We start from the raw sequence: 17416 nt of genomic DNA, 5'->3' as shown, positions 1-17416 counted from the left end.
GAAGAGGCAGGACCCATGGCAAACGTGCAAAGCGGCAAAATGATCGTCGGTCTCGATATCGGCACCTCCAAAGTGGTGGCGCTGGTCGGCGAGGTTGCGGACGACGGCACGCTCGATATCGTCGGGATCGGCACTCATCCGTCCCGCGGCCTGAAAAAAGGCGTGGTGGTCAACATCGAGTCCACTGTGCAGTCGATCCAGCGTGCGATCGAGGAAGCCCAGTTGATGGCGGGCTGCCGCATTCACTCGGCATTCGTCGGCGTGGCGGGCAATCACATCCGCAGCCTGAACTCCCACGGCATCGTCGCGATCCGTGATCGCGAAGTCAGCGCGGCGGACCTGGAGCGTGTACTCGATGCCGCCCAGGCCGTGGCGATCCCGGCCGACCAGCGTGTGCTGCACACCCTGCCGCAGGATTACGTGATCGATAACCAGGAAGGCGTGCGCGAGCCGCTGGGCATGTCCGGCGTGCGTCTGGAGGCCAAGGTTCACGTGGTCACCTGCGCGGTCAACGCCGCACAGAACATTGAAAAATGCGTGCGTCGCTGCGGTCTGGAAATCGACGACATCATTCTCGAGCAACTGGCCTCGGCCTACTCGGTCCTGACCGATGACGAAAAAGAGCTGGGCGTGTGCCTGGTCGACATCGGCGGCGGCACCACCGACATCGCGATCTTCACCGAAGGCGCCATCCGCCACACGGCCGTGATCCCGATTGCCGGTGATCAGGTGACCAACGACATCGCCATGGCGTTGCGCACCCCGACCCAGTACGCCGAAGAGATCAAGATCCGCTATGCCTGCGCCCTGGCCAAACTGGCCGGTGCCGGCGAGACCATCAAGGTGCCGAGCGTCGGCGACCGTCCGCCGCGTGAACTGTCGCGTCAGGCCCTGGCCGAAGTGGTCGAGCCGCGTTACGACGAACTGTTCACCCTGATCCAGGCCGAGCTGCGTCGCAGCGGCTACGAAGACCTGATCCCGGCCGGCATCGTGCTGACCGGTGGTACCTCGAAGATGGAAGGTGCCACCGAGCTGGCCGAAGAAATCTTCCACATGCCGGTCCGCCTGGGCGTGCCGCATGGCGTGAAAGGTCTGGATGACGTGGTACGCAACCCGATTTATTCCACTGGCGTTGGCTTGTTGATGTACGGCCTGCAGAAGCAGTCCGACGGGATCTCGTTCTCGGGCATCGGCAGCCGCGACAGCTACAGCAACGATGAGCCGCAGGCGCCGTTGCTGGACCGTTTGAAGAAGTGGGTTCAAGGCAACTTTTAAGAGCAGTTCGAAGCGTCAAGCTTCGAGCGGCAAGCAGTAGCAGTAGATGCACCGCAACAAACAGCAGTAGGCGAAAAAACTAGAGAATGTAAGGAGAGGGAAAATGTTCGAACTCGTAGACAACATCCCCGCAAGCCCGGTAATCAAAGTTATCGGTGTTGGCGGTGGCGGCGGCAACGCTGTCAATCACATGGTCAAGAGCAACATCGAAGGCGTGGAATTCATCTGCGCCAACACCGATGCTCAAGCGCTGAAAAACATCGGCGCGCGCACCATTCTGCAACTGGGCACCGGTGTGACCAAAGGTCTGGGCGCCGGCGCCAACCCGGAAGTCGGCCGTCAGGCTGCGCTGGAAGATCGCGAGCGCATCGCTGAAGTGCTGGCCGGCACCAACATGGTGTTCATCACCACCGGCATGGGCGGCGGTACCGGTACCGGTGCTGCGCCGATCATCGCCGAAGTGGCCAAGGAAATGGGCATCCTGACCGTTGCGGTCGTGACTCGTCCGTTCCCGTTCGAAGGCCGCAAGCGTATGCAGATCGCCGACGAAGGCATCCGCATGCTCTCGGAAAGCGTCGACTCGCTGATCACCATTCCGAACGAAAAACTGCTGACAATCCTCGGCAAGGACGCAAGCCTCTTGTCGGCTTTCGCCAAGGCTGACGATGTACTGGCCGGTGCCGTTCGCGGTATCTCCGACATCATCAAGCGTCCGGGCATGATCAACGTCGACTTCGCCGACGTACGCACCGTGATGAGCGAAATGGGCATGGCGATGATGGGCACTGGCTGCGCCAGCGGTCCGAACCGTGCACGTGAAGCGACCGAAGCGGCCATCCGCAACCCGCTGCTGGAAGACGTGAACCTGCAAGGCGCACGCGGCATCCTGGTGAACATCACTGCCGGTCCTGACCTGTCCCTGGGTGAGTACTCCGACGTGGGTTCGATCATCGAAGCCTTCGCTTCCGAGCACGCAATGGTCAAGGTCGGTACCGTTATCGATCCGGACATGCGCGACGAGCTGCACGTGACCGTGGTTGCCACGGGTCTGGGTGCGAAAATCGAGAAGCCTGTGAAGGTCATCGACAACACCGTTCACACCTCGATGGCGGCTGCTCAGGTGCAGCAACCGGCGCCTGCTCGTCAGGAACAGCCAGCGGTTAACTACCGTGACCTGGACCGTCCGACCGTCATGCGCAACCAGGCTCAGGCCGGTGCTGCGACTGCCGCGAAGATGAATCCGCAAGATGATCTGGACTACCTGGACATCCCGGCTTTCCTGCGTCGTCAGGCCGATTGATGAAATGTATCAGGGGTATTCAGGTGATTGGTGTTCAGCAAAGGCTCGGTCTGCTATCATCGCCAGCCTTTGTTGATACCAGTTCGCAATTTGCGCTGAAGCGGCCCATGCCATGATTAAACAACGCACACTGAAAAATATTATCCGTGCCACCGGTGTAGGTCTGCACTCCGGGGAGAAGGTTTACCTGACCCTCAAGCCTGCACCTGTCGACACCGGGATCGTCTTTCGTCGTGCCGATCTCGATCCGGTTGTCGAGATACCGGCTCGCGCGGCCAACGTCGGCGAGACAACCATGTCGACGACGCTGGTCAACGGTGACGTGAAGGTAGACACGGTGGAGCACTTGCTCTCGGCCATGGCTGGCCTGGGCATCGATAACGCCTACGTCGAGCTCTCCGCGTCTGAAGTCCCGATCATGGATGGCAGCGCAGGACCTTTCGTATTCCTGATTCAATCGGCTGGCCTGGAAGAACAGGACGCCGCCAAGAAATTCATCCGCATCCTGCGTGAAGTGACAGTGGAAGACGGCGACAAGCGCGCCACTTTCGTCCCTTTCGAAGGGTTCAAGGTGAGCTTCGAGATCGATTTCGATCACCCGGTTTTCCGGGACCGCACCCAAAGTGCAAGCGTGGATTTTTCCAGCACTTCGTTCGTAAAAGAAGTCAGCCGCGCCCGTACTTTCGGTTTCATGAGTGATATCGAGTACCTGCGCAAGCACAACCTCGCACTCGGCGGCAGCGTGGAAAACGCGATCGTGGTTGATGCCGATGGCGTACTGAACGAAGACGGCCTTCGCTATGAAGACGAATTCGTGAAGCACAAGATCCTCGATGCGATTGGCGACCTGTACCTGCTGGGCAACAGCCTGATTGGTGAGTTCAAGGGCTTCAAGTCCGGCCACGCACTGAACAACCAGCTGCTGCGCAAGTTGATTGAGCAGAAAGATGCCTGGGAAGTCGTGACGTTCGAAGACGCCAGCACTGCACCAATCTCTTACATGCGCCCGGTTGCGGCGGTGTAAGTAAAAAACCTCTCTAGTTTTTTGAAGGCCACCTTTGGGTGGCCTTTTTTTATGCCTGCTGGTTTTTTGCATTGGCGGTACCGGCCTCATCGCTGGCAAGCCAGCTCCCACAGGTTCTCCAGTTATCTAAAGATCCTCAATACACCCAAAACTTTGTGGGAGCTGGCTTGCCAGCGATGAGGCCGGAAAGGCCAAAACACCCATCAAGCCACGACGACCCGGTTCCGGCCACCTTCCTTGGCCTGATACAGCGCCCGGTCCGCCGCGAACAACAATTGTTCCAGACTGATTTCACTCGCCACCGTCCAGGTGCTGATACCGATGCTCACCGTCATCGGCATTTCATCGCCCTCCATGCGTGGCAATTGCTCGACCGCAGCCCGCACATGCTCGGCAATCTGTTGCGCCCCGGCACTGTCGGTTTCCGCGAGGATCACCGAAAACTCCTCACCCCCATACCGCGCCACCAGATCCGCCGGACGCCGCACGTTGGTGGTGATTACCTTGGCCAGTTCACGCAACGCCTGATCCCCGGCCTGATGTCCATGCCGGTCATTGAAGGCCTTGAAGTGGTCCGCATCGATCATCAGCAATGACAGGGGTTGGCCCGAGCGTTGGGCGCGGAACCACTCGTGGCGCAGCGACTGATCGAGCATCCGCCGGTTGGCGACCCCGGTCAGGGCATCGGTCGCCGCCAGTTGCGCCAGTTCGTGTTCGGCCCGTTGCCGCAGGCGCAGCTCCCGGGCGAGCAGCCAGGTCAGCCACAGCAGGCCGGCACACAACACGCCGGTGGCGCCGCTGATCAGGATCGCCGTGCGTCGCCACGCGCCGAACACTTCCTCGCTGGACAGGGCAACGATTACCGTCAGCGGCAGATTGCCGACCCGCGAGTAGGTATACAGCCGTTGCTGATGATCCATGCTCGAGATGCTGTTGAAACTGCCATTGCCGTTGCTGTCGCGCAGGATCCGCACCACATTGGGCCGCGCGGCAAAGCTCTTGCCGATCGAATCGCTCTGCAGATAAGGCTTCTGTGCCAGCAGGATGCCGTCGTTATTGATGATGTTGAGGGTGCTGTCGATGCCGATGTCGAGGCTGTTGAACAGCTGATCGAAGTAATCGAGTTTCATCGACGCCACGGCCACACCGAGGAACTCGCCGGTGACCGACGAGATGCGCCGACTGAAACTGATCCGCCACTGGTCCGCGTCATCGCAATCGCAACGAGGTTTGAACGGACGGCTGATGAACATGCCGGTGTCGCGCTTGAGGGCATGGGCGAGGAAGTAGTCGCGGTCGGCGAAATTGCCCGGCAGCGGATCGACCCGCGAGGAGTCAGCAATCACGTCGCCATACTTGTCGAGCAACAGGATGTCGCCCTTGAAGCGCGCCGTGGTGGAGCGATCGAACAACGCCAGATGGCGGATCTGCGGCGACACGCTTTTCAGGTCGTCACGCTGGGCGGCGGCGATCAGCCCTTGCAGCGTCAGGTCATACAGTTCGACGGTGCGCAGCACATCGGCATCGATCAACTGGGCGATGGTGGTAGCGCTACGGGTCGCCGATTCCTGGGCGTTGGCGCGTTCACGGATCAGCAGGAACGTGACGATGCACACAATCGCGATCACGCTCAGCAGGCTGCCTGAGATCAACAGCAGCTCGGAGCGTCCGGTCGTGCCGGGAACGGAGGGGGTGCGGCTCGCGATCATGGTTCGCTTTTCGGTAGGAGATTCTGTTAAGCGTAGTTGTACCCGCTCGCTGGCACAGGCAAGAAAAAGGCCAGCACATCGGCTGGCCTTTCTACTGTAGCGGCGATCTTAGAAGACGTTGATCGGGTAGTCGATGATCACACGGTATTCATCGGTGTCCGTATCCAGCGCGCCATAACCGTTGCCGCCGCGGTTGGTCGCCCATTGCAGGCGTACCGCGAGGTCTTTGGCCTGTCCGCTTTGCACCACGTACTTGAGGTCGATGTCGCGTTCCCAGTGCTTGGCGTTGCGACCTTCAGCGCTGTACCACGAAGCGTAACCCTTGCTGTGCGGATCGACCTTGGTCAAGTCCAGCGTGCCGCGCGAGTAGGACAGCGACGAGGTCAGACCCGGCAGGCCGGCACCCGCGAAGTCGTAGGCGTACTTGAGTTTCCACGAACGCTCGTTCGGGCCGTTGAAGTCCGAATACTGCTGCGAGTTGTCGAGGTAAACGCTGTCGCCCTGGCTGATGTAATCGAACGGCGTATTGCCGTTGACCCGCTGATACGCGGCGGTAACGCTGTGGCTGCCGATACCCACGGTGAAATGCAGGCTGTAGGTGTTGTTGTCGATGTTGCCCAGCAGCGCGTCGCCGGTGTCCTGGGTGTGATAGAAGTGCAGACCCGGGTTGAGGGTCACCCGATCATTCAGCGCCCAGGTGTAGTCGAGGTCGTAGTAGTACTGGTTCCAGATGTCCTTCAGCTCGGACGCGTACAGGCTGCTGGTCAGGCCTTCGACACCGCTCCAGGCCACGCCGACCCAGTTCAGGTGCTGGCTCTTGTCGCCGTCGGTGAGGGTGCCGTAAGAGGTGCCGATGCGTTTGTGGCCGCTCTGGTTGTAGGGTTTGGTGAAACTGGCCTGGCCGCCTTCGATCATCCAGCCATCGAAGCTGTGGTTGGTCAGGCTGAGGCCGCGAAAGGTCTGCGGCAGCATGCGCGTCTCGCCACCGGCGATCACCGGGTTGGCAAGGAACAGGTCGCCGGCCTTGAGCTCGGTATCGAACGCACGCATTTTCAGGGTGCCGCCCGCCGTGGAGAACGAGCCCGGCGCTTTGCCGCTACCGTCACTGACCGGCAGGATGCTGGAGTTGTCGGTGCCGCCACCGCCGTCGAGTTTCAGACCGAGCATGGCGTGGGCATCGAGGCCGAAGCCGACCGTACCTTCGGTGTAGCCCGACTCGAATTTGCCGAGGAAACCCTGGCCCCACTCGATGTTGTCGTCCGTCTGCTGCAGACGGTTGCGGTTCATGTAGTAGTTGCGGGCATTGAGGTTGAGGCTCGCGCCTTCGACGAAACCCTGTTTCTCGGATTCGGCGGCGTGGGCAGTGGGGGCAATCGTTGCGGCAATTGCAATGAACAGCGGGGTGAAGCGAACTGGGTAACGCACGTGCGGTAAAGCTCCTTGGGTCAACTGACACTTCAATGTCTTGAGGTGCGGGATGTTTCCAGTTGTTAAAGACGAACCAGACAGCGTTCAGACCACAACGAAAAAAGGCCGCTGAATATCAGCGGCCTGCAAGGACGACGGTTGAACGGGAAGAGCCAAACAACCGCGTCGAGGGAAACGTTGCGCGGTGCGCGACTCAGCTGTCTTTCTCGGAAGCTTGAGCCTGCGAAGTTGCGGCCTGTGGGGCTTGCGTAGCGTCCTGAGCCTTGGCCATCACTTCTGCCTGATGCTGTTCGAATGCGTGAGCGCGAGCGGCATTCTGCGCTACGAACGTCTGCGATTCTTCAGCCATCGCCAGCGGCGACAGGATCAATGAGGACAAAACGAAAGCGCTGGCAATACCCATACTGTTGGACATCTTGAAAACCTTCTTGCTTGGCAAGTGCTGTTTGGTGCGGGCAAAGATAAGGTTGCCGGGCGTTGGGAAACAGCGTGATTTTCATAAATGACTGTTGCGGGAATGGCAATGATCCCTGACCTCAGACCGGAAGGTGGATCCCGAAAGTGTTCATCCCGCGATCACTGCGCACAAACACATCCCCACCATGCATCAGCGCGATCGCCTTGACGATCGCCAGCCCCAACCCGTGATTGTTGCCGCTGTTGCTGCGCGACGCATCGACCCGGTAAAAACGCTCGAACAAGCGCGGCAAATGCTCGCTGGCAATCGGCGAACCGGGGTTGGCCACGCCGATGCTGACCTGATGTTCCTCGACCGCGATCTGCACTTCGATAACCTGACCGGGCGCGGTGTGTTGTACCGCGTTGCTCAGCAGATTGATCAAGGCCCGGCGCAGATGGGCGATCTCGATCTGTACCCGCGCGTCGCCGCTTACCCGCACCTGGACCTGCGCATCTTCGAGGATGAAATCGAGGTATTCGAGGGTGGTCGCCACTTCATCGGCCAGCGAGGTCGAGGTCAGTTTGGTGGCCTTGCTGCCCTGATCGGCGCTGGCCAGGAACAGCATGTCGTTGATGATCGAGCGCAGGCGTTCCAGCTCTTCGAGGTTGGATTGCAGCACTTCGAAATAATGCTCGGCGGAGCGTCCGCGAGTGAGGGCGACCTGGGTCTGGCCGATCAGGTTGGTCAGCGGCGAGCGCAGCTCATGGGCGACGTCGGCGTTGAAGGATTCGAGTCGCGAATAGGCCTGTTCAACCCGCTCCAGCGTCGAGTTGAACGAGTCGACGAACTGCTCCAGTTCCGGTGGCAATGGTGACAGACGCAGACGCCCGGCCCGCAACGGCGGCGCCAGACGCTGGGCTTCGTGGGACAGTTTGATCAACGGTTTGAGGCCGATCCGCGCCACCCAGTAACCCAATGCCGACGCTAGTAGCACGCCGATCACCGCCAGGCTGACCAGCGCGATCAGCAACTGATGCTGGGTCTGATGAAAGGTCTCGGTGTCGATGCCGATCATGAAGCGCAGGGGCGGGCGCTGATCCTTGGCCGGCAGTTCGGTGAGCAGCACTTTCAGCGGATAGGGATGATCGGGCAGTTGCAGGTCGCGCATGCCCAGCGGGCCTTGGGCAAACGTGCGGATCAAGGCATCCGGCTCGCCAAACTCGTAGCCCGGATTGCCACTGACCACCCAGAAACGGATGCGCTTGTCCTCTTCGCCGAGCAGCTTGAGCTTGGCGTTGATCTTCACCCAATGCTCGGGGGTGCCATAGCGGTTGAGCGCCGATTCGAGCACGCTGTAACGCGCATCCAATTCCGCTTCCGGCAACAGGCCGAGGCCTTTGTCCACTTGTTGATACAGCGCGCCGCCGATCAACAGGAACACCAGCAGCGCCACCAGCGTGAACATCCCGCTCAGGCGCAGGGCGATGGAATTACTGGACACCACGGCTCTCCAGCACATAACCCATGCCGCGGATGGTGTGCAGCAGTTTCTCGTCGAACGGCCCGTCGAGCTTGGCCCGCAGGCGTTTGATGGCGACTTCGACCACGTTGGCGTCGCTGTCGAAATTGATGTCCCAGACCATCTCGGCAATCGCGGTTTTCGAGAGAATTTCACCCTGACGCCGGGCCAGCACACTGAGCAGCGAAAACTCCTTCGCGGTCAGATCCAGCCGGGTGCCGGCGCGGGTGGCCTTGCGGCTGATCAGATCGATCCACAGGTCGGCGATGCTCACCTGCACCGGTTCATGTCCGCCGCTGCGCCGGGTCAGCGCTTGCAGGCGCGCCACCAGTTCAAGGAAGGAGAACGGTTTGCCGAGGTAATCGTCGGCGCCATCGCGCAGGCCGCGGATCCGGTCTTCGACCCGTTCGCGGGCGGTGAGCATGATCACCGGCGTCTGCTTGCGCGCACGCAGCGCGCGCAATACGTCGAAGCCATCGAGGCCCGGCAGCATCACGTCGAGGACGATCACCGCGTAGTCGCTTTCCAGCGCCAGATGCAGGCCCTCGACGCCGTCGCGGGCCAGATCCACGGTGTAACCCTGTTCCGTCAGGCCGCGGTGCAGGTAGTCCGCGGTTTTCTCTTCGTCTTCGATAATCAGAACGCGCATGACCCGCCTCAGTCTGTCGTTGCCAGCGCCGCGACGGGTGCCGGTTTGGGCTTGTGGAACAGCCGCTCAAGCCACAAGTATATGACCGGTGTGGTGAACAGCGTCAGCATCTGGCTGACCAGCAGACCACCCACAACGGCGATCCCCAGCGGCTGGCGCAGTTCGGCGCCGGTGCCGTAGCCGAGCATCAGCGGCAGGGCGCCGAGCAGGGCGGCGAGGGTGGTCATGATGATCGGCCGGAACCGCGTGATACATGCCTCGAAAATCGCATCCTGCGGCGACAGGCCGCGATGGCGCTGCGCTTCCAGGGCGAAGTCGATCATCAGGATGCCGTTCTTCTTCACGATGCCGATCAGCAATACCAGCCCGATCAGCGCCATGATCGAAAAGTCCTGCCCGCAGATCCACAGCATGATCACCGCACCCAGCCCCGCCGCCGGCAAGGTCGAAATGATCGTCAGCGGATGGACGAAGCTCTCGTAGAGCACGCCAAGGATGATGTACACCGCCACCAGCGCCGCGAGAATCAGCCACGGCTGACTTTTCAGCGAACTCTGGAACGCCTGCGCCGCGCCCTGGAAGTTGCCGCTGATCGCGGTCGGCATGCCGATCTCGGCCTTGGCCTGATTGAGCAGGATGACCGCATCGCCCAGCGCCACGCCAGGGGCGAGGTTGAACGACAGGTTGGCGGCCGGGAACATGCCGTCGTGGGCGATGGACAGCGGGCCGATGGTCGGCGCGTCGAATCGGGCCAGCGCCGACAGCGGCACCATCTCTCCGCTGAGCGGTGAGCGCAGGTAGAAATAGTTGAGGCTTTCGGCCTTGCCGCGCTGCTTGGTGTCCAGTTCCAGGATCACGTTGTACTGGTTGACCTGGGTCTGGAACTCGTTGATCTGCCGCTGGCCGAAGGCGTCGTACAGCGCCTCGTCAACATCGCTGGCGGTCAGGCCGAAACGCGCGGCGGCGCTGCGGTCGATGCTGATGTGGGTGATGCTGCCGCCCAGTTGCAGGTCGTTGGAGATGTCACGGAACGCCGGAATGCTGCGCAGTTTCTCGGTCAGCTTCTGGGTCCAGGTGGCGAGGGTCGGCCCGTCGTTGCTCTTGAGCACGTATTGATACTGCGCACGGCTCGGGCCGGAGCTGAGGTTGATGTCCTGGCCGGCGCGCAGGTAAAGCACGATGCCGGGGACTTTCATCAGTTGCGGACGAATGCGGTCGATGAACTGGCTGGCTGAAACATCGCGGTCACCGCGCTTTTTCAGGGCGATCCAGAAGCGGCCGTTGGCGATGGTCTGGTTGCTGCCGGACACGCCGACTGAGTGGGAAAATGCCTCGACTGCCGGGTCGGCGGCGACGATTTCGGCCATCGCCAGGTGTTTTTTCACCATGTCGCTGTAGGAGATATCGGCGGCAGCTTCGGTGGTGCCGAGGACGAAACCGGTGTCCTGCACCGGGAAGAAACCCTTGGGGATAAACACGTAGCCGCCAATCGCCAGCGCGACGGAAATGCCGAACACGCCGATCATCAGTTTCTGGTGGGCGAGGGCGCGGCGCAGGCCTTTTTCGTACCAGCCGAGCAGCCGTTCGCTGAAGCCCGGTTTGTCATGGGCGTGATGCACCGGTTTGCGCATGAACAGCGCCGCCAGTGTCGGCGCCAGCGTCAGCGACACCACCACGGAAATCATGATGGTCGAAGTGGCTGTCAGGGCGAACTCCTTGAACAAGCGCCCGACCACGCCGCCCATGAACAGCAGCGGAATGAACGCCGCCACCAGCGAGAAACTGATCGACACCACGGTGAAACCGATCTCGCCCGCGCCCTTGATCGCCGCGTCGCGCATGCTGTCGCCGGCCTCCAGATGGCGGTGAATGTTTTCCACCACCACGATGGCATCGTCGACCACGAACCCCACCGCCACCACGATGGCCACAAGGGTCAGGTTGTTCAGGCTGAAACCGAGCAGGTACATCAGGGCGAAACTGGCGGTCAGCGACACGCCGAGCACCGCCGAGACAATCATCGTCGCCGACAACTGGCGCAGGAACAGCGCCATCACCGCCACCACCAGCAGGATCGCGATCAGCAAAGTGATTTCCACTTCGTGCAGCGAGGCGCGGATGGTCTGGGTGCGATCGATCAGGGTTTTGACTTGCACCGAGGCCGGCAGCATGGCTTCGAGGCCGGGCAGGGCGGCCTGAATCCGGTCCACGGTCTCGACGATGTTGGCGCCGGGCTGGCGCGAGATCACCAGGTTCACGCCTGGCCGATCACCGGCCCAGGCTTGCACGTAGGCATCTTCCGAACCGTTGACGACTTTGGCGACATCCTTGAGGTGAACCGGGGCGCCGTCCTTGTAGGAAACGATGAGCTGGCTGTATTCCTCGGGGTGGAACAACTGGTCGTTGGTCGACAGCGTGGAAATGCTCGAGTCGCCGTACAACGCACCCTTGGCGAGGTTGAGGCTGGTCTGCTGGATCGCCACCCGAATATCGGCGAGGGTCAGGCCGATGGCCGCCAGTTTGTCCGCCGAGGCCTGTACGCGGATTGCCGGACGTTGCTGACCGGTGATGTTGATCTGGCCTACGCCGTCGATCTGACTGATCTGACGGGCGAGCAGGGTTTCCACCAGATCGCTGAGTTCAGTGCCGGGCATTTGCGTGGAGCTGACGCTGAGGATCAGGACCGGGCTGTCGGCCGGGTTGACCTTCTTCCAGGTCGGCAGGGTCGGCATGTCTTTCGGCAGTTTGCCGGCGGCGGTGTTGATCGCGGCCTGCACTTCCTGGGCGGCGGTGTCGATGCTCTTGTCGAGGGTGAATTGCAGGGTCAGCAACGTGGAGCCCAGCGCGCTGCTGGAGGTCATCTGGGTCATGCCGGGAATGGCGCTGAATTGCACCTCCAGCGGCGTGGCCACGGACGAAGCCATGGTGTCCGGGCTGGCGCCGGGTAACTGTGCTGAGACTTGAATCGTAGGAAATTCCGCTTCCGGCAGTGGGGCAATCGGCAGGCGCGGGAAGGCAATCACCCCGACCAGCACCAGCGCGATGGTCAGCAGAATCGTCGCCACCGGGTGATCGATGCACCAGGTCGAAACGCCTTTGTGCTGCTTCATGGCTTGGGCTCCGCTTGCACCACCTGCGGCGGTTCGCTCATGACTTGCACGGTCGAACCGGGCTTGAGCCGCGACTGGCCGTCACTGACCAATACGTCGCCGGGTTTCACGCCCTTGATGATGTCCTGGCCGCTGCCCTGATAAACCATTTGCACCTGCACCGCTTCAACCTTGTCGCCGTTGACCCGGTACACGAAGTGCTGATCGAGGCCGCGTTGTACGACGGTGGGCGGGACCACCAGTGCATCTTTATCCAGCGCCGTCTGAATCTTTACCGTCACCAGCAGGCCCGGCCAGAGCTTCTGGTTGGGGTTGTCGAACTCGGCCTTGGCGCGGATGGTGCCGGTGTTGGCGTTGATCTGGTTGTCGATCAGGGTCAGGTGACCTTCGCCGAGCAGGTTGCCGGTTTCGCCATCGGTGTCGGCGCCGATGTAGGCCTTCACCAGTGCGCGCTGCGGATCGCCGATCAGGCCTTGCAGGGTTGGCAGCATTTGCTGGGGCAGGGAAAACTCGACGGCGATCGGGTCGATCTGGGTCACGGTGAACAGACCCTGGGTGTCGGTCATGCGCAGGAAGTTGCCTTCGTCTACCGTACGAATCCCGACGCGGCCGGTGACCGGGGAGCGAATCTGGGTGTAGGAAAGTTGTACCTGCGCCGCGTCAATCGCGGCCTGATTGCCCTGGGCGGTGGCCTTGAGCTGGTTGACCAGTGCCTGCTGCTGGTCGTAGGTCTGCTTCGATACACCGTCGTCGACGCTGAGCAATTTGTAGCGCTTGAGGTTGACCAAGGCGACTTGCAGTTGCGCCTGGCTTTCGCCCAGTTGCGCCCGGGCCTGGTCGAGGCTGGCGCGGATCGAGCGGTCGTCGATGGTGGCGAGCAGGTCGCCCTGTTTTACCAGTTGCCCCTCTTTGACCAAGAGCTTGGTGAGAATGCCGTCGATCTGTGGGCGCACCACGACGCTGTGCAGCGAGAGTACCGAGCCGATGCCGCTGGTGTAGCGGGGGACGTCTTTTTCGCTGACGGCGACGACCCGTACCGGGATCGCGGTAGGGGCCGCGAGTTTGGCCGGAGCGGGTTTGTATGCGTACCACAGACCGGCGGCTGCGAGGGCGATCAGCAGGGTGGCGAGCAGGGCCTTTTTCTTCTGGATTTGCATGCTTGTGGGGCGCCAGGGGGACGGGGTTTGGGCAGGTTTTGTCTTTATAAACTTGTTTGGGGGTCAGGAGGGTGACGGCTAGCTGTCGCGGCTGTCAGGTTCGGCTTTGACTTGGCGGCCTGTGGGCCGACCATGCTCTTGGGTGTTCTTTGTGAATATCCGTTTCTGCGGGTGTTGCCACTGGCGGTTTCGCCCTTACGGCGAGTCCCTTTGGCAAACGCCCCAAAGGAACCAAAGGTCTGGGCCCCGGCGTTCGGCACCTCGCTTTGGCTCGGTGTTCCTTCGTTCCGGGATTCATCCGGGGGCATCGCCTACGGTTTGCTTCGCTGCACCTCCTCTCGATGCATGCGGCTGCGCCGCACGGTCGCTGCGCTCCCACCCCCGGATAAATCCCTCCACTCAGCCTGCCGATGGGGCCGGCACGTCAAGAGCGGTACTCGAGCTAACGCTCATTGTTTTGAGTGGTGAAGAGCGGGGTGGTGGTGGTGGTGGTGGTGGTGGTGGTGGTGGCGGTTTCTCAGCAATGCGGTTTTGAAAGTGTGATTCACTTTTCATATTCGTCTTGGCGATCTCTGGATTTCCTTCTTTCCCGGCCCCTGCCATCTACGCTCCTAAAGATCCGCCCCCACCAGCGGATACACGTTGTACAGCCCTGACGCCATTGGGGTGGGTCTTTCGGGAGTGTCTTTGCCATGAAGTTGAATATTGCTATATCGGCTGGGCTTGTTTTGCTTCCGCTTTGTGTCTTTGCCGCGCCGCAGACGAGTTCCGGTGAGATCCGGTTCAGTGGGCGGATTGTCGATTCCGGTTGTGAGGTTGGGCGTGTCGGGGCTTTGGGTTCGAAGGAGTCGCGACAGGTTGAGGTCAAGCCTGGCGTGACGCTTGATGTCGATACCTATCGCAATGCATGCAGCCATGAGACGTTGCCGTTGTCGGTGTCTTATGAGGCGCTGAAGACTTCGAGCGACAAGGGCATTGTGACCATCAGTTATCTGTAGGCCGTTCGGCGTGCGGTGCAAATCTTCAGGTGCCGATGCGGGGCGCGCAGGTATACTGCGCGCCTTCGCGGCTCACTGTTCGGGCCCGACTTTTTGCTTTGCGGAGCTTTTATGACTTCCCCGACCCAACCGCCAGTTGATGACGCTATCAGCGACGTCACGGCCGAGCATGCTGAAACCAGCGACACCAAAGCCAAGATCCCGGCCTTCAAGTTTCCGTTCAAACCAGGTGACCTGGCGGCAGCCAAAGCGGCCAAGCAGCCGCAGTTCAAGGGCAAGGACGGTGATCGTCATGCCAAGATTCCGGGTGTGGCGCCGTCGGGCACTCGCCGTTCGATGGGCAAGCGCTGATTCATTCCCGCCTCGGCCGTCGCTGTGATTTTCGGTCACAGTGATGGCTAATTGCTCAGTTCCTGAGCCAGATCAACGTTTAACCAGTGAGTGCGCTTAGAGTCAGCAGCCCTGCCGACTCTTTCCAATAAAACGAGCGCGCTTTCCATGAAGATCAATCTCCCGGTGACCGGGCGCAATGTCGATGTTGCGCCGGATGCGAACATTCTCTCGACCACCGATCTGACCAGCGCGATCACCTACGCCAACGACGACTTCATCAGGATCAGCGGTTACAGCCGCGACGAGCTGCTGGGTGCGCCGCACAATTTGCTGCGTCATCCGGACATGCCGGCGCAGGCGTTTGCCCATATGTGGCAAACGCTCAAGGGCGGTCGGTCGTGGATGGGGCTGGTGAAGAATCGTTGCAAGAACGGTGATCACTATTGGGTCAGTGCCTATGTCACGCCGGTCACGCAGAACGGTGCGGCGGTGGAGTATCAGTCGGTGCGCACGCGGCCGGATGCGCGGCAGATGGCGGCGGCGGAGCAGGCGTATGCGCAGTTGCGCGAGGGGCGGGTGGCGCGGTGGCAGTGGCTGCCGAGCCTGAGTTTGCGGGCGAAGATCATGGCGTTGACCAGTTCAGTGCTGGCGGTGGTGCTGGGGATTGAAGCCTGGCTGCGGCCGGAGTCCATGGGAATCGAGGCTGCTGCGCTGGTGGTCGGCAGCGGCGCGTGTGCCTTGGGCGTGGGTTGGCTATTACGGCCGCTGGAGCGTCTGACCGAGCGGGCGCGAGGGATTGCCGACAACCCGTTGAGTCAGGGTATTTATACCGGGCGGCGGGATCAGTTCGGGCAGATCGAGTTTGCGTTGCAGATGCTTGAAGCGCAGGTCGGTGCGGTGGTGGGGCGGATCGGTGATGCGTCGCAACGGCTGGCCGGGCATGCGGCGCAATTGGTGGATCACCTGCACAGCAGTCACACCAGCACCCTGGCTCAGCAGGCGGAAACCGATCAGGTGGCGGCGGCGATTCATCAGATGGCGGCCAGTGTGGCCGAGGTCGCCAGCCATGCGCAGCAGGCGTCGGTGGCGGCGGATATGGCCGGGACGGAAACCCGTGAGGGGCATCTGCTGGTCGGCGAGAGTCGCAGTGCGGTGTTGCGGCTGGCCGAGGAGTTGGGGCGGGCGACCGAAGTGATTCATCAGCTCGAAGGCCACAGCAGCGAGATTTCCGGGGTGCTGGAGGTGATTCGCAGCATCGCCGAGCAGACCAATCTGCTGGCGCTCAACGCCGCGATCGAAGCGGCCCGGGCCGGGGATGCCGGACGCGGGTTTGCGGTGGTCGCCGATGAGGTGCGCGGTCTGGCCCAGCGTACTCAGCAGTCGACCAACGAGATTCAACGGATGATCAGCACCCTGCAAAACGGCGCGCGGGATGCGGTGCTGGTGATGCAGCAGAGCAGCGAGCATGTGGATAACAGCGTCGAACAGGCGCAGCGTGCAGCCCGGGCCCTGGACGGGATCAGCGGGCGGGTCGAGCAGATCACCGAAATGAGTCTGCAGATTGCGGCGGCGGTTGAAGAGCAGAGCGCGGTGAGTGAGGACATTAACCGCAACATCGTCAGTATTCGCACGGCGTGCGAGCTGACGGTGGATGAGGGGCGCCAGAGCCAGCTCAACTCACAGGATGTGGCGGGGCTGGCGGGGGATTTGCGTTCGCTGGCGCGGGAATTCTGGGGGCGGCGGCAGGGCGCTCAGGCTGCCCGCAACGAGATGAACGCGTAGGTCTGCGGCGGTTCGGACACCACGTGTGCCCCGGCCGCCCGTACTTGCCCGGCGATGTCGTCGCCGGAGACATGGAACAGCCATTCACTGGAAACTTCGCTCAATGGCTGCGCCGTGACCTGATCGATCACCGAGGCAAACGCGCCCATGTCCGGCAGATACGCGGTAAACCCATCGCCCTTGAGCGCGGTGGTGCGAATGCCGAGCAGGCCGCAGATCGCGTCCTTGGTCTGGATGTCATCCCGATCGGCCTGACGGGAGCGCTGGATCAGCGTCACCAGTTCCTGATCCACCAGTTCGCCGCCGACGATAAGATCCGGTCCTTGCTCCCACGACTCCGGCGGGCAGTCCTTGGCCGCAGGATTCAACGGGATGTGCGGATTGATTTCGGCGGGATAGATGCGGCACACCAGCGGCCGGCGCTCGTAAATGCGGCACAGTTTGTTTTCGTCAAGATTCCGGCAGGGGCCGACGTTGTAGGCGGCGAAAGTGATTGCCACATGGGCGTCGGACATTCCGCTGCGTACTACCGCCGAACGCCGTTGCGCATGTTCGCGCTGCTGTTCCGGCAGGCCGAGGCCGTTGGCGAGAAACCCCTCCACCAGCACGATCACCTGACCGCCGTCGGCCGCCCACATGCGGGCTTCGGCCAGGGTCAGGGGCACGTGGTGATCGGTGCAGCATTTGCCGCAACCTACGCAGGAAAAGGTCGTATTCATTAAGCGGGCAATC

14 protein-coding genes are annotated in these 17416 nt (G+C 61.6%); 6 read left to right on the top strand and 8 right to left on the bottom strand.

Annotated elements, in window-relative coordinates; all coding sequences use genetic code 11:
• Positions 1 to 15: 15 nt before the first annotated feature.
• The 3 genes from ftsA to lpxC all read left to right on the top strand — a co-directional run bounded on the left by ftsA (position 16) and on the right by lpxC (position 3599).
• Positions 16 to 1275: a cell division protein FtsA gene (ftsA, locus tag QLG12_RS02360; protein ID WP_127799830.1), complete on the top strand. Its 1260-nt coding sequence runs from the start codon at positions 16 to 18 to the stop codon at positions 1273 to 1275.
• A 103-nt stretch (positions 1276 to 1378) separates the two neighbouring features.
• The gene (gene ftsZ / locus QLG12_RS02355; protein ID WP_007956754.1) at positions 1379 to 2575 is read left to right on the top strand and encodes a cell division protein FtsZ; all 1197 of its coding nucleotides are present in this window, start codon (positions 1379 to 1381) and stop codon (positions 2573 to 2575) included.
• Between the two features lie 112 nt (positions 2576 to 2687).
• On the top strand, positions 2688 to 3599 hold the full coding sequence (gene lpxC, locus QLG12_RS02350) for a UDP-3-O-acyl-N-acetylglucosamine deacetylase (protein WP_007956752.1): 912 nt from the start codon (positions 2688 to 2690) through the stop codon (positions 3597 to 3599).
• A 203-nt stretch (positions 3600 to 3802) separates the two neighbouring features.
• On the opposite strand, the gene QLG12_RS02345 is transcribed toward lpxC, so the two are convergent.
• The 7 genes from QLG12_RS02345 to QLG12_RS02315 form a co-directional block, all read right to left on the bottom strand.
• Positions 3803 to 5308, bottom strand: coding sequence for a sensor domain-containing diguanylate cyclase (locus QLG12_RS02345; protein WP_282473810.1), 1506 nt, complete (start codon positions 5306 to 5308; stop codon positions 3803 to 3805).
• Positions 5309 to 5416: 108 nt separating this feature from the next.
• Positions 5417 to 6733: an OprD family porin gene (locus QLG12_RS02340; protein WP_282473809.1), complete on the bottom strand. Its 1317-nt coding sequence runs from the start codon at positions 6731 to 6733 to the stop codon at positions 5417 to 5419.
• Positions 6734 to 6929: 196 nt separating this feature from the next.
• A complete protein-coding gene (locus tag QLG12_RS02335; protein ID WP_041475427.1) occupies positions 6930 to 7151 on the bottom strand; it encodes a hypothetical protein in 222 nt (73 codons plus the stop codon).
• Positions 7152 to 7272: 121 nt separating this feature from the next.
• Positions 7273 to 8637, bottom strand: a complete 1365-nt coding sequence (locus QLG12_RS02330) for a heavy metal sensor histidine kinase (protein WP_282473808.1) — start codon at positions 8635 to 8637, stop codon at positions 7273 to 7275.
• The gene (locus tag QLG12_RS02325; protein WP_282473807.1) at positions 8627 to 9304 is read right to left on the bottom strand and encodes a heavy metal response regulator transcription factor; all 678 of its coding nucleotides are present in this window, start codon (positions 9302 to 9304) and stop codon (positions 8627 to 8629) included. Before QLG12_RS02325 ends, QLG12_RS02330 begins: the two co-directional genes overlap by 11 nt.
• An 8-nt stretch (positions 9305 to 9312) precedes the next feature.
• Positions 9313 to 12414: a multidrug efflux RND transporter permease subunit gene (locus tag QLG12_RS02320; protein WP_282473806.1), complete on the bottom strand. Its 3102-nt coding sequence runs from the start codon at positions 12412 to 12414 to the stop codon at positions 9313 to 9315.
• Entirely contained in the window at positions 12411 to 13571 is a 1161-nt protein-coding gene (locus QLG12_RS02315; RefSeq protein WP_197868422.1) for an efflux RND transporter periplasmic adaptor subunit, read from the bottom strand. The genes QLG12_RS02320 and QLG12_RS02315 overlap by 4 nt, the downstream gene beginning before the upstream one ends.
• Positions 13572 to 14263: 692 nt before the next feature.
• Between QLG12_RS02315 and QLG12_RS02310 the strand changes: the two genes are divergently transcribed.
• From QLG12_RS02310 to QLG12_RS02300, 3 genes are all read left to right on the top strand, one after another.
• Complete coding sequence (locus QLG12_RS02310; protein ID WP_197868423.1) at positions 14264 to 14569, top strand: type 1 fimbrial protein; 306 nt, start codon at positions 14264 to 14266, stop codon at positions 14567 to 14569.
• 111 nt (positions 14570 to 14680) lie between these two features.
• Positions 14681 to 14920 (top strand): hypothetical protein, encoded by a 240-nt coding sequence (locus tag QLG12_RS02305; protein ID WP_197868424.1) that lies wholly within the window; start codon positions 14681 to 14683, stop codon positions 14918 to 14920.
• Between the two features lie 147 nt (positions 14921 to 15067).
• Positions 15068 to 16684, top strand: a complete 1617-nt coding sequence (locus QLG12_RS02300; RefSeq protein ID WP_282473805.1) for a PAS domain-containing methyl-accepting chemotaxis protein — start codon at positions 15068 to 15070, stop codon at positions 16682 to 16684.
• On the opposite strand, the gene QLG12_RS02295 is transcribed toward QLG12_RS02300, so the two are convergent.
• Positions 16654 to 17403, bottom strand: a complete 750-nt coding sequence (locus tag QLG12_RS02295) for a YkgJ family cysteine cluster protein (RefSeq protein ID WP_197868426.1) — start codon at positions 17401 to 17403, stop codon at positions 16654 to 16656. The two genes, QLG12_RS02300 and QLG12_RS02295, sit on opposite strands and share 31 nt — an antisense overlap.
• Between the last annotated feature and the right edge of the window lie 13 nt (positions 17404 to 17416).

It is taken from the genome of Pseudomonas sp. V88_4 (assembly GCF_029967985.1).
GTDB classification, from domain to species: domain Bacteria; phylum Pseudomonadota; class Gammaproteobacteria; order Pseudomonadales; family Pseudomonadaceae; genus Aquipseudomonas; species Aquipseudomonas glycinae.
Note: the sequence above shows the minus strand (reverse complement) of the source record. Positions and strands in the feature narration are given on the sequence as shown.

Coding starts and splice junctions, on each gene's coding strand:
- QLG12_RS02345 (WP_282473810.1), bottom strand. CDS start 5,308: ATGATCGCGAGCCGCACCCCCTCCGTTCCCGGCACGACCGGACGCTCC.
- QLG12_RS02335 (WP_041475427.1), bottom strand. CDS start 7,151: ATGTCCAACAGTATGGGTATTGCCAGCGCTTTCGTTTTGTCCTCATTG.
- QLG12_RS02295 (WP_197868426.1), bottom strand. CDS start 17,403: ATGAATACGACCTTTTCCTGCGTAGGTTGCGGCAAATGCTGCACCGAT.
- QLG12_RS02325 (WP_282473807.1), bottom strand. CDS start 9,304: ATGCGCGTTCTGATTATCGAAGACGAAGAGAAAACCGCGGACTACCTG.
- lpxC (WP_007956752.1), top strand. CDS start 2,688: ATGATTAAACAACGCACACTGAAAAATATTATCCGTGCCACCGGTGTA.
- QLG12_RS02305 (WP_197868424.1), top strand. CDS start 14,681: ATGACTTCCCCGACCCAACCGCCAGTTGATGACGCTATCAGCGACGTC.
- QLG12_RS02310 (WP_197868423.1), top strand. CDS start 14,264: ATGAAGTTGAATATTGCTATATCGGCTGGGCTTGTTTTGCTTCCGCTT.
- ftsA (WP_127799830.1), top strand. CDS start 16: ATGGCAAACGTGCAAAGCGGCAAAATGATCGTCGGTCTCGATATCGGC.
- QLG12_RS02300 (WP_282473805.1), top strand. CDS start 15,068: ATGAAGATCAATCTCCCGGTGACCGGGCGCAATGTCGATGTTGCGCCG.
- QLG12_RS02320 (WP_282473806.1), bottom strand. CDS start 12,414: ATGAAGCAGCACAAAGGCGTTTCGACCTGGTGCATCGATCACCCGGTG.
- QLG12_RS02315 (WP_197868422.1), bottom strand. CDS start 13,571: ATGCAAATCCAGAAGAAAAAGGCCCTGCTCGCCACCCTGCTGATCGCC.
- ftsZ (WP_007956754.1), top strand. CDS start 1,379: ATGTTCGAACTCGTAGACAACATCCCCGCAAGCCCGGTAATCAAAGTT.